This is a genomic window from Pseudomonas sp. BNK-30 (assembly GCF_047456185.1).
Classification (GTDB): domain Bacteria; phylum Pseudomonadota; class Gammaproteobacteria; order Pseudomonadales; family Pseudomonadaceae; genus Aquipseudomonas; species Aquipseudomonas putida_E.
Genome location: NZ_CP179904.1, coordinates 1,240,345 through 1,265,141, shown reverse-complemented (window position 1 = coordinate 1,265,141; position 24,797 = coordinate 1,240,345). Strand labels below are relative to the sequence as shown.

Here is a 24,797-nt window from a genome sequence, read left to right as displayed (position 1 = left end):
TCCCCGGCTCGAATGAGCCCACACAGGCCTTTCATGCCAGAGAGGTTTTGGCACTGCGCTGCAGCAGCGCCAAGAGCGATGACAGGTGCAGCAGGCGTTATGGGAGTGACGCCCGTCACATCGCACTGACTTTTCTTTCACTCAATTTTCACGGCGCCAAGCAGAGACTAAAGCCATCCCTACGTGATAGACGCTCCTTTGCCCGCCCCTCCCGGCGGGCTTTCTTTTGCTCACGGTTTGCAGTGGCTTGTCTCATCGCCCATTGCACCGTCCATTTCAAAAGCGCTACCCATCGGCGCACCGCAATAACTGACAGATAGCCAAACCGGGCCAAAAATTTTTCAAATCTCTTTGCCAGCCGGGTCACACTGGCTGCCACTGAACCTTCGTGGCTTTCCGGGCTCAGTTGTGCAGACAACGCTTGCGCCATCTAGAAAGGGATTTGTAATGGGACATGCTCCAGCCGCCGCCCTCCCAAGGGTTCGCATCGAACGTGAGCTGAGCCTGCGGGCTGTGCTCACCGGCGCGATGCTGGGCGTTGTGCTCACGCCTTCGAATGTCTATGCCGGGCTCAAGATCGGCTGGTCATTCAACATGTCGATCATCGCTTTGCTGGTCGGCTTCGCCCTGTGGCAGGGTATCGCGGGCCGCAAGAAGGAGCGGCCCGTTTGGACGCTGCACGAAAGCAACATCAACCAGACCGTGGCTTCGGCCGCCGCTTCCATCATTTCCGGCGGGCTGGTGGCACCGATCCCGGCCTATACGCTGCTCACCGGCCACCAACTGGACCCGGTGCCGATGATGGCCTGGGTTTTCTCCGTAAGCTTCCTGGGCATCTGGATCGCCTGGTATCTGCGCCCCGCCTTGCTCAACGACCATGACCTGAAGTTCCCCGAAGGCATGGCGACCCTGGAAACGCTGCAGCAGATCTACCATCATGGGCGCGAAGCCATGTCTCGCATCAAGGTTCTGTGCAGTGCCGCGCTGCTGTCAGGGCTGGTGAAGTGGATTGACGGCTTCGTCTGGGCGATACCACGCTGGGCACCCACGCCTGCGCTCGAGCGCCTGACCTTTACTGTCGATCCTTCGCTGTTGCTCATCGGCTTTGGCGGCATCATCGGAATTCGAGTTGGCCTGACGTTGCTGTTCGGCGCCGCGCTGGCCTGGGGCGGGCTAGCGCCGTGGCTGATCGACCACGCATTGGTAGTGATCGCCCCGAACGCCAGCGGCCCCCAGTTCGCCGCGCTGGTGGAGTGGCTGTTGTGGCCGGGCGTAAGCCTGATGGTCTGTGCGACCTTGACTTCAATGGCAGTTCGTCTGTTCCGAGTGTCACGGCGATTGCCTGCAAATGCGCTTGCACACCGGGCGCCGCGCGCCAGGATACGGTTTTCGCCAGGGCCTGCATCCGGCCTGCTGCTATCCGTCGCTCTGGTCGTCGCCCTGCAGGCGCTGCTGTTCGGGATCGACTGGTGGATGGCGTTGTTGAGCATTCCTTTGGCGATTTGCCTTGCCGTCGTCGCCGCGCGCGTCGTGGGGGCCACCGGCATCGCACCGATTGGCGCCATTGGCAAACTGTCGCAGCTCGGCTTCGGCTTGATCGCCCCCGGCCAGGTGGCCATCAACCTGATGAGCGCCAACACGGCGGGTGGCGCGGCCGGGCAATCCACAGACCTGATGAACGATTTCAAGGTTGGCCTGGCGATCGGCGCGACCCCGCACAAGCAACTCGTTGCCCAATGCATCGGTATTTTCATCGGCAGCGTGGTCGGCGTGCTGGTTTACCTGATGCTGATCCCGGATCCGCAGGCCATGCTGCTTACCGAGGAGTGGCCTGCGCCGGCTGTCGCGACCTGGAAAGCGGTGGCCCAGACGCTGACAGTTGGGCTGGGAGCGCTGTCGTCGGAGATTCGCTGGGCGATTTTGGCTGGCAGCGCTGTAGGCGTGCTGTTGGGCACGCTGGACAGCCTGCTACCGCAACGGGTGGCCCGCTGGCTGCCGAGTACCGCCGCACTGGGGCTGGCATTCATATTGCCGGCGTCGATCGCGATGATGATGGGTTTTGGCGCAGTACTTACCTGGCTGGTCAACTGCCGATGGCCGAGCGTCACGGAGCGCTTTGCGATCACAGCGGCAGCTGGGTTGATTGCAGGTGAAAGTATCACGGGCGTAGGGGCATCGTTCTGGGAGATGCTACGGACGCTGTAGCTGTACGAAACAGCGTCGCGAACACGGCATGAGGCAGCGCTTGTACCTTTGGCTGCCCTGAGTAAAGGTCAGTTCTGGGTCCGGCTGGTTTCTGTTTGTGTTCGGAAATCAGATTTTTTCCCTTTCTTGTAGTCCATTTCCCAAACATACTTCAGCCGCCTGTTTTCCGTTGCGGTCGCCCTGCTGGCGCTCTAGTCTCGGCCTGTTGCTGCACATCAGCGACATGGCTTTGACAGGCCGCGACGGTATTTGGCATACAGCTATCTTTATGGCGGCTGTACGTGTGGGCACGCTTGCGTGCGCCGGAACTTGCCAATTCCACCGGTCTGTCAACCCACGTACCGCTGCCACCCTTCTGTTTGACAGCAGAGAGGTCGCCGCACTTACAAGGAATTGGATAATGTTAAAGATAGTCCCCGATCCACCCCATGCCCTCCACGCTCTCGAAGACACTCTGATTCAGGCCGCAGACTTCGCTAACTGCGCGCTAGCCGTTACGCATCAGGCGATACTGGTTCAGCCGCGGTCGCCTGCGTCGGCCCTGATGATGGCGTCAACACATGAACTCGAGTCGCTGCGTGTGCTGCTCGAGGCGGCATTGATTCAGGTCCAGATGCCGACTGAGCCGCGAACGCTGCACTAAATCGACAAACCTGTGTTGCCTGGGCTGGCTCTATCGCCGGTACGCCGGCTGCCACAGGTGCGCGGCATTGAGTGAGGCCGGTGTCGCGACAAAGGGCGCAGCTTACCCGCGAAGGTGCCCGCCCAGGCCCTGGATGCTTGGGAGAGATCAATGACTAGCGATGAGCCGAACGTAAAAACCACTGTGGGCAAGACCACGTTCTTTCAAGGTGAGAACCAGACCCATCCACTGTTTCGCATCGAAGCCGGCATTCCCTGCCAGGATGCCCGGGAGCAAGCTTCGGAACTGATGGGTTATGTGCGGGAATTGACGGTCATCGGTGTGATGGATGAGAAACCGATGATGGTCTGGGCAGCGCATTACCTGAGTGCGTTGGCCAAGGCGCTGATGGATGATGCCGAGTTGGGGATGATGCGCTGATATCCTGATGTGCCAGGCGGTACGCCAAATGCGTCCGCCTCCGCAATGAAATGGCTGTATTGGCAGCCTCAAGCTCTGTAAATGAGCGTAACTGTAGATGCCAATGGATACCAGGCGCGATACCGGTTTGTCTTTGTGTCAGAAAATCAGATTTTTTCCCTTTCTTGTAGTCCATTTCCCAAACATACTTCAGGCGCCTATTTTCCGTTGCGGTCGCCCTGCTGGCGCTCTAGTCTCGGCCTGTTGCTGCACATCAGCGACACGGCTTTGACAGGCCGTAACGGTTTAAGCACATGGCTTTCCTTCTATGGTGGCTGTGCGTGGGGCACGCTTGCGTGCGCCGGAACTTTGCTTATTCCGCCGGTCTGTCAACCCACGTACAGCTGCCACCCTTCTGTTTGACAGCGGCGAGGTGACGGCATCCATAGAGGTAATAAGCGATGTTGAAGATGGTTCCCGATCCACCCCACGCCCTTCACTCTCTAGAAGATACGCTCATCCAGGCCGCAGACTTCGCTAACTGCGCGCTAGCTGTTACGCATCAGGCGATACTGGTTCAGCCGCGGTCGCCTGCGTCGGCCCTGATGATGGCGTCGACCCATGAACTCGAGTCGCTGCGTGTGCTGCTCGAGGCGGCATTGATTCAGGTCCAGATGCCGGCTGAGCCGCGAACGCTGCACTAAATCGACAACCCTGTGTTGCCTGGGCTGGCTCTATCGCTGGCAAGCCGGCTGCCACAGGTGCGCGGCATTGAGTGAGGCCGGTGTCGCGACAAAGGGCGCAGCTTACCCGCGAAGGTGCCCGCCCAGGCCCTGGACGCTTGGGAGAGATCAATGACCAGCGATGAGCCGAACGTAAAAACCACTGTAGGCAAAACCACGTTCTTTCAAGGTGAAAACCAGACCCATCCACTGTTTCGCATCGAAGCCGGCATTCCCTGCCAGGATGCGCGTGAGCAAGCTTCGGAACTGATGGGCTATGTGCGGGAATTGACGGTCATCGGTGTGATGGATGAAAAACCGATGATGGTCTGGGCAGCGCATTACCTGAGTGCGTTGGCCAAGGCGCTGATGGATGATGCCGAGTTGGGCATGATGCGCTGAGAAAGAGGCACGACACGAGATGTGTAGACAAAGCATTTCCCGCCTTTAACTTAAAGGCCCACGCCTATCGGCATCCCCAACCCCAGAAACGCAAAAGCCCCGAATAATCGGGGCTTTTGCTGAGAATATGGCGGAAGCGTAGAGATTCGAACTCTAGGATAGTTGCCCATCGACGGTTTTCAAGACCGTTGCCTTAAACCACTCGGCCACGCTTCCAGCTCGTTTTGCGGCCGCCATAATACCGTAATGAAACACGCTGTCAAACTCTCTATGTCGCCGGTTGCAGGAGCTCTGATAGACTCCTAGCATCTGAACGTTCCAAAACCACAGGTTTACCAAGGAGTGTCGCCATGCGCGAACAGGATTATGCCGTACACAGCGGCCAACAGGTCGAGCAGCGCGAGGTCAGCAAGGTCCTGCGCAACACCTACAGCCTGCTGGCACTCACCCTCGCCTTCAGCGGTGTCATGGCTTTCGTTGCCCAGCAGATGCGTGTCGGCTACCCGAACATCTTCGTCGTGCTGATCGGCTTCTACGGCCTGTTCTTCCTCACCAACAAACTGCGTGATTCGGTCTGGGGCCTGGTTTCCACCTTCGCTCTCACCGGCTTCATGGGCTTCATCCTCGGCCCAATCCTCAACCGTTACCTGGGCATGGCCGGTGGCGCTGAGGTGGTCAGCTCGGCCTTCGCCATGACGGCCCTGGTGTTCGGTGGCCTGTCGGCTTATGTGCTGATCTCGCGCAAGGACATGAGCTTCCTCAGCGGTTTCATCACCGCCGGCTTCTTCGTCCTGCTGGGCGCCGTAGTAGCAAGCTTCTTCTTCCAGATCAGCGGCCTGCAACTGGCGATCAGCGCTGGCTTCGTGCTGTTCTCGTCGGTCTGCATCCTGTTCCAGACCAGCGCGATCATCCACGGCGGTGAGCGTAACTACATCATGGCGACCATCAGCCTGTATGTCTCGATCTACAACCTGTTTGTCAGCTTGCTGCAACTGTTCGGCATCATGGGTCGCGACGACTGATACCGGTTGCTTGAGCCCGTTGAAAAAGCCCGCTTCGGCGGGCTTTTTTGTGGGTATGTGCAGGCCTGTATGCTGTAGCCCGCCCTTTCTGTGCCGGCTGACCTAAAAGTCAGGTTATTACCCGAATGCTCGCCGATCTTGCTGCCATCGTGCGCGCCACTACCGCAATCCCCCTTCACCCCGTAGAATGCGCTCCTTTTTTCTTCCGGGGCAGCTTCACCGATGAGCTCACACGAACACAGCCCGGGCGCGGATGCGCCTGCCAACGAACTGGTGCTTGGCCTCGAGGACAAGCCACGGCTGCTTATCGGCCTGCTGGCGGCGCTGCAGCACCTGCTGGCGATCATCGTGCCGATCGTGACCCCAGGCCTGCTGATCTGCCAGGCGTTGGGTGTTTCGGCGCGTGATACCAACCTGATCGTGTCGATGTCGCTGGTCATCTCGGGTATCGCCACCTTCGTGCAGTGCAAGCGGTTTGGGCCGTTTGGCGCGGGCTTGCTGATCGTGCAGGGCACCAGCTTCAACTTTGTCGGCCCACTGATTGCCGGCGGTGCGCTGATGGTCAAGCAGGGCACGCCTGTGGAAAGCGTGATGGCAGCGATTTTCGGCGTGGTGATCGCCGGCTCGTTCGTCGAGATGGGCGTGTCGCGCATCCTGCCCTTCGTCAAGCGTCTGATCACGCCGTTGGTGACGGGCATTGTGGTGCTGATGATCGGCCTGACCCTGATCAAGGTCGGTTTGATCAGCATGGGCGGCGGCTTTGGCGCCATGGCCAATGGCACCTTCGCCAATGGTGAGAACCTGCTGCTGTCGGGCGTGGTGCTGGCAATCATCGTCATCCTGAACCGCATCCCGGTGGTGTGGATGCGCAGCTGCGCCATCGTCATCGCCCTGGCGGTGGGTTACGCCCTGGCGGGTTACCTCGGCCGGCTGGACTTCACCGGCATGCATGAAGCTGCACTGTTCCAGGTACCGACGCCGCTGCACTTTGGCCTCGGTTTCTCGTGGGCGCTGTTCATCCCGATGCTGGTGATCTACCTGGTGACCTCGCTCGAAGCCATCGGCGACGTTACAGCCACCAGCAAGGTCTCGCGCCAACCGGTCGAAGGCCCGGTGTGGATGCAGCGCATCAAGGGCGGCGTGCTGGTCAACGGTGCCAACTCGCTGCTGGCGGGCCTGTTCAACACCTTCCCCAGCTCGATCTTCGCGCAGAACAACGGCGTGATTCAGCTGACCGGCATCGCCAGCCGTCACATCGGTATCTGGATTGCCGTGATGCTAGTGGTACTGGGCTTGTTCCCGAGTGTTGCCGGCGTGATTCAGGCTGTGCCTGAGCCTGTGCTGGGCGGCGCGGCCATGGTCATGTTCGGTGCCGTGGCCGCTTCGGGCATCAACATTCTGGCCAGCACGCGCCTGGACCGCCGTGCACTGCTGATCATCGCCGTGTCGTTGGCGTTGGGCTTGGGCGTGGCCCAGGTTCCGGAGTTCCTGGCGCACATGCCGGCGGCCATTCGCAACGTACTGGAGTCGGGCGTTGCCACCGGTGGCATCTGCGCCCTGGTGCTGAACTGGTTCCTGCCAGAGAGCAAGGAACACGCCTGATAGCCCCTCCCCGGCCAACCAGCCCGCGCCCACCCGCGCGGGCTTTTTGCTTTATCATGGCCGCATTCCTTTACACGAGTTGCCCATGAAATTCGCTATCGCGGTTTTTTCCCCGGCCCATGCGCCCTCCTCGCGGCGCGCCTTGCGCTACGCCGAGGCGGTGCTGGCCGGCGGGCATGAGATTGCCCGGTTGTTCTTCTATCAGGACGGTGTTCACAGCGCCTCGGCCAACGTGGTCGCGCCCCAGGACGAACAGGACATCGCCGCCCAGTGGCGCGCTTTTGTCGAGCAGCACCAGCTGGACGCCGTGGTGTGCATCGCCGCTGCCTTACGCCGCGGCGTGCTCGACGAAGCCGAAGCCGGCCGCTACCAGCGCCCGGCGGTGAACCTGCCCAAACCGTGGGAGCTGTCCGGCCTGGGCCAATTGCATGAAGCGGCACAGCTGGCCGACCGCCTGGTCTGCTTTGGAGGCGATTGAAATGGCCAAATCCCTGTTGATCATCAGCCGCCAGGCGCCCTGGACCGGCCCGTCTGCCCGCGAAGCGCTGGACATCGCATTGGCCGGCGGCGCTTTCGATCTGCCACTGGGCATGCTGTTCCTCGATGACGGCGTGTTCCAGCTTGCCCCTGATCAGCAACCGGTTGCCGTGCAACAAAAGAATCTGGCCGCCAACCTGCAGGCACTGCCGATGTTCGGTGTGGAGGAGCTGTTCGCTTGCCAGCACAGCCTGGCCCTTCGCGGGCTTGCTGCCGACACCCTGGCCCTGCCCGTTGAGGTGCTGGACGACGCGGCCCTGAAGGCACTGATTGCCCGTTTCGACCAAGTGGTGACGCTCTGATGCCGACCTTGCATGTGATATCCCACTCGCCCTTCGGCGATGATCGCCTGGGCAGCTGCCTGCGCCTGCTCGGCGACGAAGATGCCTTGCTGCTGTGCGGCGATGCGGTTTATGCCCTGCGTGACGGCAGCGAACCACAGCGCCTGCTGCAGGCGGCAGCGCTGGAACAACGCCTGTTCGCCCTCGACGAAGACCTGCAGGCGCGCAGCGTCAGCAGCGGGCTGGCAAAGGCCGTGGACTACCCAGCGTTCGTCGCGTTGTCGTTGCACTATGACAAGGTCAACAGCTGGCTATGAACACCCTGACCGTAGACAACCAGGCAATCGCCCTGGACAAGGACGGCTTTCTGGTCGACCTGCAAGACTGGTCCCACGCCGTCGCCGAGGCACTGGCCGCGCGCGAAGGCATTGCCCTGACCGCCGAACACTGGGAAGTGCTGGAACTGCTACGCCAGTTCTATGAGGAATTCCAGCTGTCTCCGGCCACCCGCCCGCTGATCAAGTACACCGCGCTAAAGCTGGGCCCTGAAAAGGGTAACAGCCCGCACCTCAACCGCCTGTTCAACGGCACCCCCGCCAAACTCGCCGCCAAGCTGGCGGGCCTGCCCAAGCCGACCAATTGCATATGACAGACGCTCGCCCGCTCACCCTTCAAACCCCGGCCGAACACCCGTTCGCCGAATTCGTGCGCATCCTTGGCAAAGGCAAACGCGGTGCCCGCAGCCTCACCCGTGAGGAAGCCCGAGCCGCCATGGCCCTGCTGCTTGAAGGCAAGGTTGAAGACACTCAGCTCGGTGCCTTCCTCATGTTGCTGCGGCACAAGGAAGAGAGCGCCGAGGAGCTGGCCGGCTTTACCGAGGCCCTGCGCGCCCAACTGCATGCACCACGCATCGCTGTCGACCTGGACTGGCCCAGCTATGCCGGCAAGAAGCGCCACCTGCCCTGGTTCCTGCTGGCCGCCAAATGCCTGGCCGCCAACGGCGTGCGCATCCTGATGCACGGTGGTGGCGCCCACACCGCCGGGCGCATGTACACCGAGCAATTGTTGGCCCTGCTGGACATTGCGCTGTGCCGCGATTGGTCTGCTGTCGAGCAAGCACTGGACCAGCAACGCCTGGCGTTTTTCCCGCTGCACGATTGGGCCCCGCAACTGCAGCGCATGATTGACCTGCGCAACATACTTGGCCTGCGCTCCCCCATCCATTCGCTGGCCCGCGTGCTCAACCCGCTGAGCGCCCGCTGCGGCCTGCAGAGCATCTTCCACCCCGGCTACCAGGCCGTACACCGCGAGGCCAGCCGGCTGCTGGGTGACCATGCGGTGGTCATCAAGGGCGATGGCGGCGAAATCGAAGTCAACCCGGATGTCATCAGCCACCTGTACGGCACCAGCGCAGGTGAAAACTGGGACGAAGAGTGGCCGGCGCTGAGTGAGCGGCGCCATGTAAAACCTGCAAGCCTGCAGCCAGAACAACTGCTGGCGGTTTGGCGTGGCGAGGCTCAGGACAGCTATGGGGAAATGGCCGTGGTGGCGACCATGGCCCTGGCGTTGCGCGGCTTGGGGCAGGAGCGGGAGCAGGCGTTCGCGACCGCACGCGGCTATTGGGGCGCTCGAAACCAATCGAATAACTAGATCATTTTTGCGCAGTCTTTGCGCTATTTATTCGAACGCTTTGCCCTAGACTGGGTTCCAACGACAAACAACTTTGTTCCGAGGAGCTCACCATGGGCCTTTTGATCGACGGTCGCTGGCACGACCAGTGGTACGAAAACGGCAAGGATGGCGCCTTCAAGCGCGAGAACGCCCAGCGCCGCAATCAGTTGCCCGCCCCCGAAGCCGGTCGCTACCACCTGTATGTGTCGCTGGCCTGTCCATGGGCTCACCGCACCCTGATCGTGCGTGCGCTCAAAGGCCTGGAGCCGCTGATCGATGTGTCGGTGGTCAGCTGGCTGATGCAGGAAAACGGCTGGACCTTCGACCAGCAACAGGGCTCCACGGGCGATCACCTCGACGCCCTAGAATTCATGCACCAGCGCTATACCCAAGATGACCCGCACTACACAGGCCGCGTGACCGTGCCCGTATTGTGGGACAAAAAGGAAAAGCGCATCGTCAACAACGAGTCGGCGGAGATCATCCGTATCTTCAACAGCGCCTTCAACGAACTGACAGGCAATACCCTCGACCTGTATCCGCAGCCGCTGCGCCCGACCATCGAAGCGCTCAATGCACGCATTTACCCAGCGGTGAACAATGGTGTTTACCGTGCAGGCTTCGCCACTACGCAAGAAGCCTACGAGGCTGCGTTCGACGAAGTGTTCAACGAGCTGGACTACCTGGAAGCGCTGCTGGACCGCCAACGTTACCTGGCAGGCGAGCACCTGACCGAGGCCGATGTGCGCCTGTTTACCACGCTGGTGCGCTTCGATGCGGTGTATCACGGCCACTTCAAGTGCAACCTGCGCCGGTTGAGCGACTACCCGAACCTGTCAAACTGGCTGCGTGAGCTGTACCAGTGGCCGGGTGTGGCGCCGACGGTGAACATGGAGCACATCCAGAAGCACTATTACATGAGCCACAAGACCATCAACCCGAACGGAATCGTGCCCAAGGGGCCGCTGCAGGACTTCAACCTGCCGCATGATCGGGAGCGGTTGCCAGGCAAAGGGATCTGGGGCTGAGAAAGTTGGGGCTGCGTTGCAGCCCCCGCTATTACTGGTCTTGCTGCGAACCTTCGAACCAGGCCAGCTTTTCGCGCAACTGCACCACTTCCCCGACAATCACCAGGGTCGGCGCATGCACTTCATGCTCGGCCACCAGTGCTGGCAGGTCGGCCAAGGTGCCAGTGAACACCCGCTGATTGCGCGTAGTCCCCTGCTGCACCAACGCCGCCGGCGTGCTCGATGCACGCCCATGGCGAATCAGCTCGGCGCAAATGGTCGGCAACCCTACCAGGCCCATGTAGAACACCAAGGTCTGGTTCGGCGCCACCAGGTCATTCCAAGGCAGGTTGCTGGTACCGTCCTTGAGGTGGCCGGTCACGAAACGCACCGACTGGGCATAATCGCGGTGGGTCAGCGGAATGCCGCCGTAGGCAGAGCAACCACTGGCTGCGGTAATACCGGGCACCACCTGGAACGGGATGCCATGCTCGGCGAGTTCTTCGATCTCTTCGCCACCACGGCCGAAAATGAACGGGTCGCCTCCCTTCAGGCGCAACACGCGCTTACCCTCGCGGGCCAGGTCGACCAGCAGCCGGTTGATCTGGTCCTGCGGCACGGCATGCTCGGCGCGGCGTTTGCCGACGTAGATGCGTTCGGCATCGCGGCGGCACATTTCAATGATTGCCGGCGCCACCAGGCGGTCATACAACACCACATCGGCCTGCTGCATCAGGCGCAAGGCACGGAAGGTGAGCAAGTCCGGATCACCCGGCCCCGCCCCCACCAGATACACCTCACCACCCTGCTGCACCGGCGCACCGTCGACCATGGCCTGCAACAGCCGCTCGGCCTCGGCACCCTGCCCGGCCAGCTGACGCTCGGCGATCGGGCCCTGGAACACGGTCTCCCAGAAGCCGCGCCGCTGATTGACATCCGGGTACAGCGCCTTGACCTTGTGCCGGAAGCGCGCCGCCAAGGCGGCCAGTTCGCCATAAGTGGACGGGATCCAGGTTTCCAGCTTGGCGCGAATCAGGCGCGCCAGCACCGGGGCGTCACCGCCGCTGGATACCGCAACCACCAGGGGCGAGCGGTCGACAATGGCCGGGAAGATCACCGTGCACAGGGCCGGTGCATCCACCACGTTGACCGGCACGCAAAGCGCCTGCGCATCCGCCGACACCTGGGCATTGAGCCCGGGGTCGTCGGTGGCTGCGATCACCAGGCGGCAGCCGACCAGGTCGGCCGCCTGATAACCACGCACCAGGACCTCACCGCCACCTTCACGGGCCAGCGCAGCCAGTTGGCCGTCGACCTCGGGCGCCACCACCCGCAGCGCGGCGCCAGCATCGGCTAGCAGGCGCGCCTTGCGCAAGGCGATCTCGCCGCCGCCGACGACCAGCACGCGGCCGCCCTGCAGCTTGTGGAACAGCGGCAGGTAATCCATTTAGCGGATGACCTCGACACCGCCCATGTAGGGCTTGAGCACTTCCGGCACACGGATGGAGCCATCGGCCTGCTGGTAGTTTTCCAGCACAGCGACCAGGGTACGGCCTACGGCCAGGCCCGAGCCATTGAGGGTGTGCACCAGCTCCGGCTTGCCGGTTTCCGGGTTGCGCCAGCGGGCCTGCATGCGGCGCGCCTGGAAGTCACCACAGTTGGAGCAGGAGCTGATCTCGCGGTACTTGTCCTGGCTTGGCACCCACACTTCCAGGTCGTAGGTCTTCACGGCGCCGAAGCCCATGTCACCGGTGCATAGGGCCAGTACGCGGTAGGGCAGCTCCAGCAGCTGCAACACGCGCTCGGCGTTGGCGGTGAGGCCTTCCAGGGCTTCCATGGACTTGGACGGCTCGACCACCTGGACCATCTCGACCTTGTCGAACTGGTGCTGGCGGATCATGCCGCGCGTGTCACGGCCCGAAGCGCCAGCCTCACTGCGGAAGCACGGGGTGTGGGCGACCAGCTTGAGCGGCAGCTGCTTGGCGTCGATGATCTCGCCGGCCACCAGGTTGGTCAGCGACACTTCAGCGGTCGGGATCAGGTAGAAGTCGGCTTCGCCTTCGCGGGTGATCTTGAACAGGTCCTCCTCGAATTTCGGCAGCTGGCCGGTGCCCTGCAAGGCCGGAGCCTGGACCAGGTAGGGGGTGTAGTGTTCTTCGTAGCCATGCTCACCGGTGTGCAGGTTGATCATGAACTGCGCCAAGGCACGGTGCAGGCGGGCAATCGGGCCGCGCAGCACGGCAAAGCGGGCGCCCGACAGCTTGGCAGCTGCTTCGAAGTCCAGGCCACCGCTGATCTCGCCCAAGGCGACGTGGTCCTTGATTTCAAAATCGAATGCCCTCGGCGTGCCCCAACGGCGCACTTCGACGTTGTCGTCCTCACTGGCACCGACCGGCACGCTAGCGTCCGGCAGGTTGGGGATGGTCAGGACAATGCCATCCAGTTCGGCCTGGATGCCGTCCAGCTCGACCTTGCCAGCGGCCAGCTCATTGGCCATGCGTTCGACGTCAGCCATCAGCGGCGCGATGTCCTCGCCCTTGGCCTTGGCCTGGCCGATCGATTTGGAGCGGGCGTTACGCTCGGCCTGCAGCTGCTCGGTGCGGGTCTGCACCGCCTTGCGGCGCTCTTCCAGCGATTCGATGCGCGCGACATCCAGGCTGAAGCCACGGGAGGCGAGGCGGTCCGCCACTTCCTGAAGTTGGCCGCGTAACAGTTTGGAATCGAGCATGTCGTTCTCTCGTTATGTGTGTAGGTTGGTTCAGAGTCGGGTCAGGGACAGGCCGGCCCAGGTGGCCAGTAGCCCGCCCATCACGCTAATACCGGTATAGCCCACGGCCAGGGGCGCTTGCCCACTTTCCATCAGGCGCACGGTATCGAGCGAAAAAGAGGAAAACGTCGTCAGCCCACCGATGAAGCCGACGATAAGGCCAAAGCGCAGGAACAGCCCATGGAACAGAGCGCTCACGGCTTTCTCCGTTGACGCGGGCTGCTGCGATCAAGGTCGGCCAAGTGACGCAGTTTCTCGCCGATCTTCAGCTCGAGCCCTCGGGGCACGGGCTGATAATACTGGCGTGGCTCGAGCTGATCGGGGAAGTAATCTTCACCCGCAGCATAGGCATCGGGCTCGTCGTGGGCATAGCGGTACTCCTCGCCGTAGCCGAGCTGCTTCATCAGCTTGGTCGGGGCGTTGCGCAGGTGCAGGGGCACCTCCAGCGAGCCGTGCTCGGCGGCTTCGCGCAGGGCAGTCTTGAAGCCCATGTACACGGCGTTGCTCTTTGGCGCGCAGGCAATATAGGTAATGGCCTGAGCCACCGCCAGCTCGCCCTCAGGGCTGCCCAGACGCTCCTGCACGTCCCAGGCCGCCAGGCACAGGCTCAGGGCCCGCGGGTCGGCGTTGCCGATGTCCTCGCTGGCCATGCGCACCACGCGGCGGGCAATGTACAGCGGGTCGCAGCCGCCATCGAGCATGCGCGCGAACCAGTACAGCGCGGCGTCCGGGTTGGAGCCGCGCACTGACTTGTGCAGGGCGGAAATCTGGTCGTAGAAGGCCTCGCCGCCTTTGTCAAAGCGCCGGCGGCTGTCACCGAGCAAGCTCTGCAGCAGGTCTACGCCAATCTCGCCGCCATCTTCGGCCAGGTCCGAGGCGTTTTCGAGGAAGTTGAGCATGCGCCGGCCATCGCCATCGGCGGCGGCCATGAGCATCTTGAAGGCGTCGTCGCCCACGCTCAGGTTGCGCTTGCCCAGGCCGCGTTCTTCGTTGAGTGCGCGGTCGACCAGCTTGCGCAAGGCAGGCTCGTCCAGGCTCTTGAGCACATACACCCGCGCCCGCGAGAGCAAGGCATTGTTCAGTTCGAAGGACGGGTTCTCGGTGGTGGCGCCGATGAAGATCAGCGTGCCGTCTTCGACAAAGGGCAGGAAGGCATCCTGCTGGGACTTGTTGAAGCGGTGCACCTCATCGACGAACAGGATGGTCCGGCGGCCATACTGGCCGGCCTGCTGCTTGGCCACCTCGACGGCCTGGCGGATTTCCTTGACCCCCGCCAGTACCGCAGAAACCGTCTCGAAGTGCGCATCGCAAAACTGTGCCAGAAGCCGTGCGAGCGTGGTCTTGCCCACGCCCGGCGGCCCCCAGAAGATCATCGAGTGCAGCGCACCCTGCTCCAGCGCCTCACGCAGCGGTTTGCCACGCGCCAGCAGGTGCTCCTGGCCGACATACTCGTCCAGGTTGGACGGGCGTAGCCTGGCAGCCAGGGGCTGGGCAACGGGTTCGCTTCGAAACAGGTCCATGGTGCGCTCTGCTTACTCCTTGATGACGTCCGCGCCTTTCGGGATGTCGAACTTGAAGGTGCTGTCCGGCACCGCCTGGTTGGCCTTGACGCCATTGAACAGGATGTTGGTGCGCTGGCCGACGCTGTCGATCAGCTGCATGTCGTTGATCAGGCCACGGCGGAACGACACGCGCAGCGAATCGAACAGGGTGTCCTTGGTCGTTGGCTTGAGGGTGAAGTCCATCACTTCGCCCTGCTCCTTGGAGGTGATGTCAAAGCTCTGACTGATCTTCGACACGTCACCGGACAGCAGCAGCGCCGGGGTCTGGTTCAGGCGCACATCGAGCTTCTTGATGGTGGCCTGCTCCAGGTCAGGGTCCCACAGGGTGACGTTCTTGCCGTCGGACACCACCACCTGCTCCTGGGGAGCATCGGTGTGCCAGTAGAACAGGCCCGGGCGCTTGACCGTCATCTTGCCGGTTGTCTCCTGCAGGCTGGTGCCGCCGGCATCCAGGGTCAGTTGGGAGAAATTGGCCTCGATGGTCTGCGACTTTTCCAGCAACTGGGTCAGGCGCTGCACGTCCTGCTCACCAGCGTGAGCCGACAGTGTGGCCGATAGCGAACCCAGGGTCAGGGCAGAAACCAACAGCATGCGAATCGCGCGCATGTTAATCCTCATTGAGCATTTAAGAAGCCGGGCGCCACCGTCGGCGCCCGGCAAGGTGTTCATCAGTCGCGCGGGCCGCCCGGGGCAATCACTTCCCGCGAGCCGTTGCTGTTCATGGGGGTGACCACGCCGGCCATTTCCATCGCCTCGATCATGCGCGCAGCGCGGTTGTAGCCGATCTTGAGCTTGCGCTGCACGGCCGAAATCGACGCCCGACGGCTTTCGAGGACGAATTGCACCGCCTCATCATACAGCGCGTCGCTTTCCGAATCCTCGTCGCCGCCACCGCCACCACCGCCTTCGAAGCCGCTGCCGGCCTCCTCGACGCCGTTGAGGATGTCGTCGTTGTAGTCCGGGGCGCCACGCAGCTTCCAGGCTTCCACCACGCGGTGCACTTCATCGTCGGAGACGAATGCGCCGTGTACCCGGATCGGCAGGCTGGTACCTGGCGGCATGTAGAGCATGTCACCGTGGCCTAGCAGTTGCTCGGCGCCACCTTGGTCGATGATGGTGCGCGAATCGATCTTGCTCGACACCTGGAACGCCATGCGGGTGGGGATGTTGGCCTTGATCAGGCCAGTGATCACGTCCACCGATGGGCGCTGGGTGGCGAGGATGAGGTGAATACCGGCGGCCCGCGCCTTCTGGGCGATACGGGCGATCAGCTCTTCGACCTTCTTGCCGACGATCATCATCATGTCGGCGAATTCGTCGACCACCACCACAATGGTCGGCAGGGTCTTCAGGGCCGGCGGCTCGTCTTCCATGCTCTCGCGGCGGAACAGCGGATCGTGGATGATCTCGCCAGCCTCCTGGGCATCCTTGATCTTGCGGTTGAAGCCGGCCAGGTTACGCACGCCCATGGCCGCCATCAGTTTGTAACGCCGCTCCATCTCGGCCACGCTCCAGCGCAGCGCGTTGGCGGCGTCCTTCATGTCGGTGACCACCGGGCACAGCAGGTGCGGGATGCCTTCGTAGATCGACAGCTCGAGCATCTTTGGGTCGATCATGATCAGGCGCGCGTCTTCAGGGCCGGACTTGAACAGGATCGACAGGATCATCGCGTTCACACCCACCGACTTACCGGAGCCGGTGGTACCGGCCACCAGCAGGTGTGGCATCTTGGCCAGGTCGGTGATCACCGGCTTGCCGCCGATGTCATGGCCCAGAGCCAGGGTGACGGGCGACTTCTGCTCGTCGTACTGCGGCGTCGACAGCACCTCGGAGAAGCGCACCATCTGCCGGTTTTCGTTGGGGATCTCGATACCCACGGTGGTCTTGCCGGGTATGACCTCGACCACCCGCACACTGGTCACGGCCAGCGACCGCGCAAGGTCCTTGGCCAGGTTGGCGATGCGGCTGACCTTGACCCCGGCCGCAGGCTGGATTTCGTAGCGGGTAATGACCGGGCCCGGGTGGATGGAGTCCACCGAGACTTCGACGCCGAATTCCTTGAGTTTGATTTCCAGCAACTGACCGACGCCGGCCAGGGATTCTGGCGAATACTCGATCTTCTTCTGCTCGGCCGGGTCGAGGATGGAGATGGACGGCAAGGTACCTTCCACGGCGCTGTCGACGAACAGCGGCGCCTGCTTTTCCTTCATCACCCGCTTGCTCGGCTCCACTGCCTTGGCCGGCGCTGCCGGCGGCATGATCACAGGGGCAATCGAGGGTTCACGTGGGACAACAGTCTCGCGCGGGGCAATGGGTTCGCGATGGGCTACGACAGGGCGCGCGGGCGGCTCATCGCGCTCACCGATGCGCTCGCGCAGTTGCGCCTTGGCCGGTTCGCGTTTATCGGCAGCCGCCGGCGCCGCGTCGAACCTTGGTTCGTCCACCTCGCGCAGCTGCGCCTCCAGGCGTTTGCGCTCGTTGCGCGCCTCCCACCAGCGATTGGCCGCGCCTTGCACGAGCTCGAACAGGTCGAGGGTGATCTTGCCGGTCATGTCCATCACCTTGAACCACGAGAGGTCGGTGAACACGGTCAGGCCGAACAGGAACAGGGCGATGAACATCAGCGTGCTGCCCTGCACGTTGAGCAGGTTGCGCGCCAGGTCGCCGAGGCTTTCGCCCAAGGCACCACCGGCGGAGAACGGCAGGCTCGCCGGGGGGTGGAAATGGATATGCGCCAGAGCGGCACCCGACAGCACCAGGAACACCAGGCCGATGAGGCGCCAGGAGAACAACCAGCCGCTCCACTGCCAGGGTTGATGGCGCTCGCGGAAGATCTGCCAGGTTTTGATGGCCAGCAGTAAAGGGAAGATGTAGGCGAAGTAGCCCAGCACCATGAACATGATGTCGGCGAAGTACGCACCGGCACGCCCGGCAGCGTTCTGCACCTGGTCGACGTTGCTGGTGTGGCTGAAGCCTGGGTCGGAGGTATCGTAGGTCAGCAGCGCCATCCACAAGTACAGGCACAGGGCGCCGACAGCGATCAACGCACCTTCCTTGAGGCGGTAATGCAGCTGCTGCCGCCACAGGGGCACAGGCAGAGGAGCTGGAGTTGCGGTGGATTTCTTCAAAACGCGTCTATTCCTGCGCGTGCTGCGCGTCCAGTAGTGATTGGCCGATAACGGGCCAATGAACCACTACTTTTAACATTACTGCCCGCCGGCCGCCATGGCGGCACGCCCTATGGCGTTTGGGTGGGGGCGACTTTCGTATAGGTGCAATTTGAGCATGCATTTTCTTTTGTGACAAAGGCTTATGCTGTGTTTTTGCACAGGTGTGACAGCAAATGTGCCAGATGGTGCCTGCAGCCTAACGAATGTGTAGGAAATTGCCGACCATATCGCCTGACTGAACGCACACGCAGGCAGGCCTGGCCCCACATGGGCCAGCATTGACCCAAAGCGCCCTCCTTGCCATGCTGCCCCTCCCCTCCCCCACCGCACGATAGACCATGCTCACCTGGCTGACTCGCGACTCGCTGACCTTCCCACCCCTGGAAAAGGCCCTGCAGGATCCTAACGGCCTGCTCGCCGCTGGTGGCGACCTGAGCCCCGAGCGCCTGGTGCAGGCCTATCGCCATGGCTGCTTCCCGTGGTACCAGGACGGCCAACCCATCCTCTGGTGGTCGCCCAACCCTCGCACCGTTCTGTTCCCGGACGAGCTGCATGTCTCGCGCTCGCTGGCCAAGCTGTTGCGCCAGGGGCGCTATCAGGTCAGCTTCGACAGCGACTTCCCCGCCGTGATCGACGCCTGCGCGGCACCGCGTGACTACGCGGACGGCACCTGGATTACCGACACCATGCGCAACGCCTACTGCGAGCTGCACCGGCGCGGTATCGCCCATTCGGTGGAGGTGCGCCACAACGGCGAACTGGTGGGCGGCCTGTACGGCCTGGCCATGGGGCGGTTGTTTTTCGGCGAGTCGATGTTCAGCCGCGCCGACAATGCTTCCAAGGTCGGCTTCGTGACCCTGGTCAAGCACCTGCAAGAGGCGGGCTTTGTGCTGATCGACTGCCAGATGCCGACCGAACACCTGCATAGCCTGGGCGCCCGCGCCATCAGCCGCGCCAGCTTCGCCGATTACCTAGCCCACCACCTCGACCAGCCCAACAGTGCCAGCTGGCGCAGCTAGGCGAGTTCCGAGAGCTGGCTTACACTTAAAGCAAAGTCTCACCGAAGGGGTCGACCATGACAGAGTTGGCGCGGTTGAAGTTCTATGCCACTCAGCCCCACTCCTGCAGCTATCTGCCGAACGAGCAGGCGACCACCCTGTTCCTCGACCCCAGCCAGCCGATGGACGTGCATGTGTATGCCGACCTTTCGGAGATGGGCTTTCGGCGCAGTGGCGACCACCTGTACCGCCCACATTGCCAGAACTGCAATGCCTGCGTTCCAGCCCGGATTCCGGCCGCACGCTTCATCCCCAACCGCCAGCAGCGGCGCATCCTCAAGCGCAATGCCGACCTCACCGTGACGGCTGCCCGGCCGGCGTTCAAGGAAGAATATTTCGACCTGTACCGGCGCTACATCGAAACCCGCCATGCCGATGGCGACATGTACCCGCCAAGCCGCGATCAGTTTTCCACCTTTCTGGTGCGCGACTTGCCGTTCTGCTGGTTCTACGAATTCCGCCTGGCAGGCCGCCTGCTGGCGGTGGCGGTGTGCGACCTGCTGCCCAACGGGCTGTCAGCGGTGTACACGTTCTACGAGCCCGACGAAGAACGGCGCAGCCTGGGGCGCTTTGCCATCCTTTGGCAAATCACCGAAGCCCTGCGCCAGGACCTCGAAGCGGTATACCTCGGCTACTGGATCAAGAACTGCAAGAAGATGAACTACAAGACCCAGTATCGCCCGATCGAACTGCTGATCAACCAGCGTTGGGTCACCCTCAACTGAAAGCATTGGCTTGACACACTATTTTCCGGCATAATCCACGCCACTTTTTTGCCCGGTGCGGTTATGCGTCGGGCCAACACTGGACACCGAGGGCTCAACTGCATGTCGAAAGAAGACAGCTTCGAAATGGAAGGTACTGTCGTCGACACCCTGCCCAACACCATGTTCCGCGTGGAGTTGGAAAACGGGCACGTCGTAACCGCGCACATCTCCGGAAAGATGCGCAAGAACTACATCCGTATTCTCACTGGCGACAAGGTCCGCGTCGAGCTGACGCCTTATGACCTGAGCAAGGGCCGCATCACCTACCGTGCGCGCTAAGCTCCAGCCATGAAAAAGCCCGGCCATGTGCCGGGCTTTTTTGTACCCTAAAATTGCTTGGGGCCGCAAAGCGGCCCCTTGCGTCACGCTACTTCTGCCGTAGTCTCGAAGTCGAACACCAACTCGCCATCGCGCAGGTCGATGTGCACCACACCGCCATGCTCGGCCAGCTCGCCAAACAGGATCTCCTCGGCCAGCGGCCGCTTGATCTTGTCCTGGATAAGCCGCGCCATCGGCCGCGCACCCATCTGCACGTCGTAGCCAGAAGCCGCCAGCCAGCCGCGGGCGGCATCGCTGACTTCAAGCAGCACACGCTTGTCTTCCAGCTGCGCCTGAAGCTCGATGAGGAACTTGTCGACGATGCTCTTGATCGTCTCGTGACTCAGGCGACCGAACTGGATGATTGTGTCCAGACGGTTGCGAAACTCCGGCGTGAAGCTCTTGCGAATGACTTCCATCGCATCGGACGCATGGTCCTGATGAGTGAAACCGATGGAAGCGCGTGCCGCAGTTTCAGCGCCGGCATTGGTGGTCATGATCAGGATCACGTTGCGGAAGTCCGCTTTGCGCCCGTTGTTGTCGGTCAGGGTACCGTGGTCCATCACCTGCAGCAGCAGGTTGAAGACTTCGGGGTGCGCCTTCTCGATTTCATCGAGCAGCAGCACGCAATGCGGCTGCTTGGTGATCGCCTCGGTCAGCAGGCCACCCTGGTCGAACCCGACATACCCGGGAGGAGCGCCGATCAGGCGCGACACAGTGTGCCGCTCCATGTACTCGGACATGTCGAAGCGCACCAGCTCAACGCCCAGTGCCTTGGCCAACTGCCGCGCCGCTTCGGTCTTGCCCACCCCGGTAGGGCCGGCGAACAGGAACGAGCCGACCGGCTTGTTCGGTGCCTTGAGGCCTGCACGGGACAGCTTGATTGCCGTAGCCAGCGAGTCGATCGCCTGGTCCTGGCCGAACACGGTCAGTTTCAGGTCACGCTCCAGGTTACGCAGCAGCTCCTTGTCGGAGCTGGTGACGTGCTTCGGCGGAATCCGCGCGATCTTGGCCACGATATCCTCGACTTGCGGCACATCGATACGCTTGACCCGATTCGCCTCAGGCTGCAGGCGCTGATACGCCCCGGCCTCGTCGATCACGTCGATGGCCTTGTCCGGCATGTGGCGGTCATTGATGTAGCGTGATGCCAGCTCAGCGGCGGCGCGCAGGGCTTCATCGCTGTACTCGATGTTGTGATGGCTTTCAAAGCGCCCCTTGAGGCCGCGCAGAATGCCCACAGTGTCCTCGACGGACGGCTCGCTGACATCCACCTTCTGGAAGCGCCGCGCCAAGGCACGGTCCTTCTCGAAGATGCCGCGAAACTCCTGGAAGGTCGTCGAACCAATGCAGCGAATCTCGCCGGAAGACAGCAGCGGCTTGAGCAGGTTGGACGCGTCCATCACGCCGCCCGACGCAGCACCGGCACCAATGATGGTGTGGATTTCGTCAATGAACAGGATGGCCTGTGGGCGTTTGCGCAGCTCACCGAGCAACGCCTTGAAGCGCTTCTCGAAGTCGCCGCGGTACTTGGTACCCGCCAGCAGTGCGCCAAGGTCGAGGGAATACACCACGCTCTGCGACAGCAGGTCGGGCACCTGGCCATCGACGATGCGTTTGGCCAGGCCTTCGGCGATGGCAGTTTTGCCCACACCAGCCTCACCGACCAACAGCGGGTTGTTCTTGCGCCGACGGGCAAGGATCTGCGCCACGCGCTCGACTTCCTGCTCGCGCCCTACCAGCGGGTCGATCCGCCCAGCGCGGGCCAGTTCATTCAGGTTGCTGGCGTAAGCATCCAGCGGGTTGCTCGAGGACGACGTCTCGCCGCCCTCCTCGTCCTGCATTTCCGGGTCGCTGTCGCTGTGCGAGCCGTGGCCCGGCACCTTGGAAATGCCGTGGGCAATGTAGTTGACCACGTCGATACGGGCCACGCTCTGCTGCTTGAGCAGGAACACGGCCTGGCTTTCCTGTTCGCTGAAAATCGCCACCAGCACATTGGCACCGGTGACTTCGCGCTTGCCAGAGCTTTGCACGTGGAACACGGCACGCTGGAGCACACGCTGGAAGCCCAGGGTCGGCTGGGTTTCGCGATCCTCGTCGTTGACGGGAATCAGGGGAGTGGTGGAATCGATGAACTCTTGCAGGTCATGCTTGAGTTTGTCGAGATTGGCGCCACAGGCGCGCAGAACGGTCGCAGCAGCCTCATTGTCAAGGAGTGCCAGCAGCAGATGCTCGACGGTCATGAACTCATGACGCTTCGAACGAGCCTCCTTGAAGGCAAGATTGAGGGTGACTTCGAGCTCGCGGTTTAACATAGCTTCACCTCATACCCAAGTGGTCGGCGATTAACCGTCCTTCTCGATTTCACAGAGTAGCGGATGCTGGCTTTCCCTGGCGTATTGGTTGACCTGCATGGCCTTTGTTTCGGCGATGTCCCGGGTAAACAATCCGCACACTGCCCGCCCTTCGGTATGGACGGTCAGCATGATCTTGGTCGCCAGCTCGCGGTTCAGACTGAAGAACGTTTCGAGCACTTCGACGACGAAATCCATCGGCGTGTAGTCATCGTTGAACAAAACCACCTTGTACATCGGTGGCGCCTGCAGGATCGGCTTGGCTTCCTGTACCGCAAGCCCTGAGCCGTCGTCCTCATTCGATTGCGGGCGATCCTGATTGAATGTTAGTCGAATCTCGCTACGTGCATGCATGGAAAGAATTTCATCATGATCGACAGGTTAAGGTTGTGAGTTGACCGCTCAAGCCGCAGCCCGCGCGAAGACGGGGCGACCTTGACTATCGGCAAAACGGTGTTACAACCAATAAGAACCCACCGTGGTCGATAAAGATCCGCGCAGTCAACCAGATTTTTCGCAAGGTTCGTATGCGGATGAAGTGGATGATACTCCAGTGATGGAGTCCTTTGCAGAGGGACATAGGGATGGCAAGCGGTAAAGTCAAGTGGTTCAACAATGCCAAGGGCTACGGATTCATCAATGAAGACGGCAAAACCGACGATCTGTTCGCCCATTATTCGGCGATCAAGATGGACGGTTACAAAACCCTGAAGGCCGGACAAGCCGTGACTTTCGAGATCGTGCAGGGCCCCAAGGGCCTGCATGCGACCGAGATCGCCAACGCTGTTGCCAGCACCTCAACAGGAGCCTCGCAATCATCGACCGCTGAAGCCTGATCCCTGCTTTGCGTCGGCATAAGAAAAAACCGGCCGCCCCCTCAACAGGGGCGGCCGGTTTTCAATTGTTTCACATATGCTTGATCATTTCGTCGCCGAAGCCTGAACTACCCACCAGCTTCGCACCTTCCATCAGCCGCTCGAAGTCGTAGGTAACCGTCTTGGCCCCGATCGCGCCATTGGTGCCTTTGATGATCAGGTCGGCCGCCTCGGTCCAGCCCATGTGGCGCAGCATCATCTCTGCAGAGAGGATCACCGAGCCCGGGTTGACCTTGTCCTGGCCGGCATACTTGGGCGCCGTGCCGTGGGTGGCCTCGAACATGGCCACGGTGTCGGACAGGTTGGCGCCTGGCGCGATACCGATCCCACCCACTTCCGCCGCCAGTGCATCGGACAGGTAGTCGCCGTTGAGGTTGAGGGTGGCAATCACGTCATACTCGGCCGGGCGCAGCAGGATCTGCTGAAGCATGGCGTCGGCAATGGCGTCCTTGACGATGACCTCGCGGCCGGTCTTGGGGTTCTTGAACTTCATCCAAGGGCCACCATCGAGCAGCTCGGCGCCAAACTCATCCTTGGCCACCTCGTAACCCCAGTCCTTGAAGGCACCTTCGGTGAACTTCATGATGTTGCCCTTGTGCACCAGGGTCAGCGACTCACGGTCGTTGTCCACCACGTATTGCAGGGCCTTGCGCACCAGGCGCTTGGTGCCCTCGCGGGAAACCGGCTTGACGCCGATGCCGCAGTCCTGGTCGAAACGGATCTTGGTGACGCCCATTTCCTCCTTGAGGAACTTGATGACCTTGTTCGCTTCGGGCGAGCCGGCTTTCCATTCGATACCGGCGTAGATGTCCTCGGAATTCTCGCGGAAAATCACCATGTCGACATCGCCGGGCTTCTTGACCGGGCTAGGCACGCCTTCGAACCACAGCACCGGCCGCAGGCACACATAGAGATCAAGTTGCTGGCGCAGCGCCACATTCAACGAACGGATGCCCCCGCCGACCGGAGTGGTCAGCGGCCCCTTGATCGATACGACATAGTCGCGCACCGCGTCCAGGGTCTCCTGCGGCAGCCAGGTGTCCTGGTCATAGACCTGGGTAGCCTTTTCCCCGGCGTACACCTCCATCCAGGCGATCTTGCGCTTGCCGCCGTAGGCCTTCTGCACGGCAGCGTCCACCACCTTGATCATCACCGGTGAGACATCGACGCCAATGCCGTCGCCTTCGATATAGGGAATGATGGGGTTGTCGGGCACGTTGAGCGAATGGTCTGCATTGACGGTGATCTTGGCGCCGTCGGTCGGAACCTTGATTTTCTGGTATCCCATGCTTGCACTACTCCGCTTTCGGGTGTGATTGGACATCATGCGATCCCACTGAGCCTAAACCACATCTGCCGACCTGCAAGCGCTGCGACATCACGCCACATTGCCGCTACGTCTTTGGTCTTATAAATGGCGCCGATGTCACTTCGC

25 protein-coding genes, 1 tRNA gene and 1 pseudogene are annotated in these 24,797 nt (G+C 61.8%); 17 read left to right on the top strand and 10 right to left on the bottom strand.

The window, feature by feature from the left end:
• Positions 1-447: 447 nt before the first annotated feature.
• The 5 genes from ACMGGN_RS05815 to ACMGGN_RS05795 all read left to right on the top strand — a co-directional run bounded on the left by ACMGGN_RS05815 (position 448) and on the right by ACMGGN_RS05795 (position 4,371).
• Positions 448-2,205 carry an OPT family oligopeptide transporter gene (locus ACMGGN_RS05815; protein ID WP_281869156.1) on the top strand — a complete coding sequence of 586 codons (1,758 nt, stop codon included), beginning with the start codon at positions 448-450 and terminating at the stop codon, positions 2,203-2,205.
• A gap of 400 nt (positions 2,206-2,605) precedes the next feature.
• Positions 2,606-2,848 carry a hypothetical protein gene (locus tag ACMGGN_RS05810; RefSeq protein ID WP_046788353.1) on the top strand — a complete coding sequence of 81 codons (243 nt, stop codon included), beginning with the start codon at positions 2,606-2,608 and terminating at the stop codon, positions 2,846-2,848.
• A gap of 150 nt (positions 2,849-2,998) precedes the next feature.
• A complete protein-coding gene (locus tag ACMGGN_RS05805; RefSeq protein WP_012315232.1) occupies positions 2,999-3,268 on the top strand; it encodes a DUF3077 domain-containing protein in 270 nt (89 codons plus the stop codon).
• Positions 3,269-3,708: 440 nt separating this feature from the next.
• A complete protein-coding gene (locus ACMGGN_RS05800; protein ID WP_174142238.1) occupies positions 3,709-3,951 on the top strand; it encodes a hypothetical protein in 243 nt (80 codons plus the stop codon).
• Positions 3,952-4,101: 150 nt separating this feature from the next.
• Positions 4,102-4,371 (top strand): DUF3077 domain-containing protein, encoded by a 270-nt coding sequence (locus ACMGGN_RS05795; RefSeq protein ID WP_012315232.1) that lies wholly within the window; start codon positions 4,102-4,104, stop codon positions 4,369-4,371.
• Positions 4,372-4,499: 128 nt separating this feature from the next.
• On the opposite strand, the gene ACMGGN_RS05790 is transcribed toward ACMGGN_RS05795, so the two are convergent.
• Positions 4,500-4,587 (bottom strand) — tRNA-Ser (locus ACMGGN_RS05790).
• Between the two features lie 134 nt (positions 4,588-4,721).
• Between ACMGGN_RS05790 and ACMGGN_RS05785 the strand changes: the two genes are divergently transcribed.
• From ACMGGN_RS05785 to ACMGGN_RS05750, 8 genes are all read left to right on the top strand, one after another.
• Positions 4,722-5,393: a Bax inhibitor-1/YccA family protein gene (locus tag ACMGGN_RS05785; RefSeq protein ID WP_012315235.1), complete on the top strand. Its 672-nt coding sequence runs from the start codon at positions 4,722-4,724 to the stop codon at positions 5,391-5,393.
• A gap of 222 nt (positions 5,394-5,615) precedes the next feature.
• Positions 5,616-6,995 carry a nucleobase:cation symporter-2 family protein gene (locus tag ACMGGN_RS05780; protein ID WP_046788253.1) on the top strand — a complete coding sequence of 460 codons (1,380 nt, stop codon included), beginning with the start codon at positions 5,616-5,618 and terminating at the stop codon, positions 6,993-6,995.
• An 85-nt stretch (positions 6,996-7,080) separates the two neighbouring features.
• Entirely contained in the window at positions 7,081-7,473 is a 393-nt protein-coding gene (tusD, locus tag ACMGGN_RS05775; RefSeq protein WP_046788254.1) for a sulfurtransferase complex subunit TusD, read from the top strand.
• Between the two features lies 1 nt (position 7,474).
• Positions 7,475-7,834 carry a sulfurtransferase complex subunit TusC gene (tusC, locus tag ACMGGN_RS05770; protein ID WP_174142241.1) on the top strand — a complete coding sequence of 120 codons (360 nt, stop codon included), beginning with the start codon at positions 7,475-7,477 and terminating at the stop codon, positions 7,832-7,834.
• Positions 7,834-8,130: a sulfurtransferase complex subunit TusB gene (gene tusB, locus ACMGGN_RS05765; RefSeq protein WP_281869155.1), complete on the top strand. Its 297-nt coding sequence runs from the start codon at positions 7,834-7,836 to the stop codon at positions 8,128-8,130. The genes tusC and tusB overlap by 1 nt, the downstream gene beginning before the upstream one ends.
• Positions 8,127-8,462, top strand: a complete 336-nt coding sequence (locus ACMGGN_RS05760; RefSeq protein WP_046788256.1) for a TusE/DsrC/DsvC family sulfur relay protein — start codon at positions 8,127-8,129, stop codon at positions 8,460-8,462. The genes tusB and ACMGGN_RS05760 overlap by 4 nt, the downstream gene beginning before the upstream one ends.
• Positions 8,459-9,463 (top strand): glycosyl transferase family protein, encoded by a 1,005-nt coding sequence (locus ACMGGN_RS05755; protein WP_204918427.1) that lies wholly within the window; start codon positions 8,459-8,461, stop codon positions 9,461-9,463. Before ACMGGN_RS05760 ends, ACMGGN_RS05755 begins: the two co-directional genes overlap by 4 nt.
• Before the next feature lie 92 nt (positions 9,464-9,555).
• Positions 9,556-10,512 (top strand): glutathione S-transferase family protein, encoded by a 957-nt coding sequence (locus ACMGGN_RS05750; RefSeq protein ID WP_046788258.1) that lies wholly within the window; start codon positions 9,556-9,558, stop codon positions 10,510-10,512.
• 31 nt (positions 10,513-10,543) lie between these two features.
• Here ACMGGN_RS05750 and cysG read toward each other — a convergent pair whose 3' ends face one another.
• The 6 genes and pseudogenes from cysG to ACMGGN_RS05720 form a co-directional block, all read right to left on the bottom strand.
• The gene (gene cysG, locus ACMGGN_RS05745) at positions 10,544-11,938 is read right to left on the bottom strand and encodes a siroheme synthase CysG (RefSeq protein ID WP_115274337.1); all 1,395 of its coding nucleotides are present in this window, start codon (positions 11,936-11,938) and stop codon (positions 10,544-10,546) included.
• Complete coding sequence (gene serS / locus ACMGGN_RS05740; RefSeq protein WP_046788260.1) at positions 11,939-13,219, bottom strand: serine--tRNA ligase; 1,281 nt, start codon at positions 13,217-13,219, stop codon at positions 11,939-11,941.
• Positions 13,220-13,249: 30 nt separating this feature from the next.
• Positions 13,250-13,447, bottom strand: a pseudogene (locus ACMGGN_RS05735) (CrcB family protein); the annotation flags it as partial.
• A 5-nt stretch (positions 13,448-13,452) separates the two neighbouring features.
• Entirely contained in the window at positions 13,453-14,778 is a 1,326-nt protein-coding gene (locus tag ACMGGN_RS05730) for a replication-associated recombination protein A (protein ID WP_115274336.1), read from the bottom strand.
• Positions 14,779-14,790: 12 nt separating this feature from the next.
• A complete protein-coding gene (lolA, locus tag ACMGGN_RS05725) occupies positions 14,791-15,426 on the bottom strand; it encodes an outer membrane lipoprotein chaperone LolA (protein WP_012315247.1) in 636 nt (211 codons plus the stop codon).
• 62 nt (positions 15,427-15,488) lie between these two features.
• Complete coding sequence (locus tag ACMGGN_RS05720; RefSeq protein WP_414156826.1) at positions 15,489-18,008, bottom strand: DNA translocase FtsK; 2,520 nt, start codon at positions 18,006-18,008, stop codon at positions 15,489-15,491.
• Between the two features lie 320 nt (positions 18,009-18,328).
• Between ACMGGN_RS05720 and aat the strand changes: the two genes are divergently transcribed.
• The 3 genes from aat to infA all read left to right on the top strand — a co-directional run bounded on the left by aat (position 18,329) and on the right by infA (position 20,094).
• Positions 18,329-19,009 carry a leucyl/phenylalanyl-tRNA--protein transferase gene (gene aat / locus ACMGGN_RS05715; protein ID WP_046788263.1) on the top strand — a complete coding sequence of 227 codons (681 nt, stop codon included), beginning with the start codon at positions 18,329-18,331 and terminating at the stop codon, positions 19,007-19,009.
• Positions 19,010-19,065: 56 nt separating this feature from the next.
• Complete coding sequence (locus tag ACMGGN_RS05710; protein WP_046788264.1) at positions 19,066-19,773, top strand: arginyltransferase; 708 nt, start codon at positions 19,066-19,068, stop codon at positions 19,771-19,773.
• A gap of 102 nt (positions 19,774-19,875) precedes the next feature.
• On the top strand, positions 19,876-20,094 hold the full coding sequence (gene infA, locus ACMGGN_RS05705) for a translation initiation factor IF-1 (RefSeq protein ID WP_002553999.1): 219 nt from the start codon (positions 19,876-19,878) through the stop codon (positions 20,092-20,094).
• Between the two features lie 83 nt (positions 20,095-20,177).
• Here infA and clpA read toward each other — a convergent pair whose 3' ends face one another.
• Positions 20,178-22,448, bottom strand: a complete 2,271-nt coding sequence (gene clpA, locus ACMGGN_RS05700) for an ATP-dependent Clp protease ATP-binding subunit ClpA (RefSeq protein WP_414156515.1) — start codon at positions 22,446-22,448, stop codon at positions 20,178-20,180.
• Between the two features lie 30 nt (positions 22,449-22,478).
• A complete protein-coding gene (gene clpS / locus ACMGGN_RS05695; protein ID WP_012315251.1) occupies positions 22,479-22,841 on the bottom strand; it encodes an ATP-dependent Clp protease adapter ClpS in 363 nt (120 codons plus the stop codon).
• A 230-nt stretch (positions 22,842-23,071) separates the two neighbouring features.
• On the opposite strand from clpS, the gene cspD reads away from it, so the two are divergent.
• On the top strand, positions 23,072-23,323 hold the full coding sequence (gene cspD, locus ACMGGN_RS05690; protein WP_046788266.1) for a cold shock domain-containing protein CspD: 252 nt from the start codon (positions 23,072-23,074) through the stop codon (positions 23,321-23,323).
• A 70-nt stretch (positions 23,324-23,393) separates the two neighbouring features.
• On the opposite strand, the gene icd is transcribed toward cspD, so the two are convergent.
• Positions 23,394-24,650: an NADP-dependent isocitrate dehydrogenase gene (gene icd, locus ACMGGN_RS05685; protein WP_012315253.1), complete on the bottom strand. Its 1,257-nt coding sequence runs from the start codon at positions 24,648-24,650 to the stop codon at positions 23,394-23,396.
• Between the last annotated feature and the right edge of the window lie 147 nt (positions 24,651-24,797).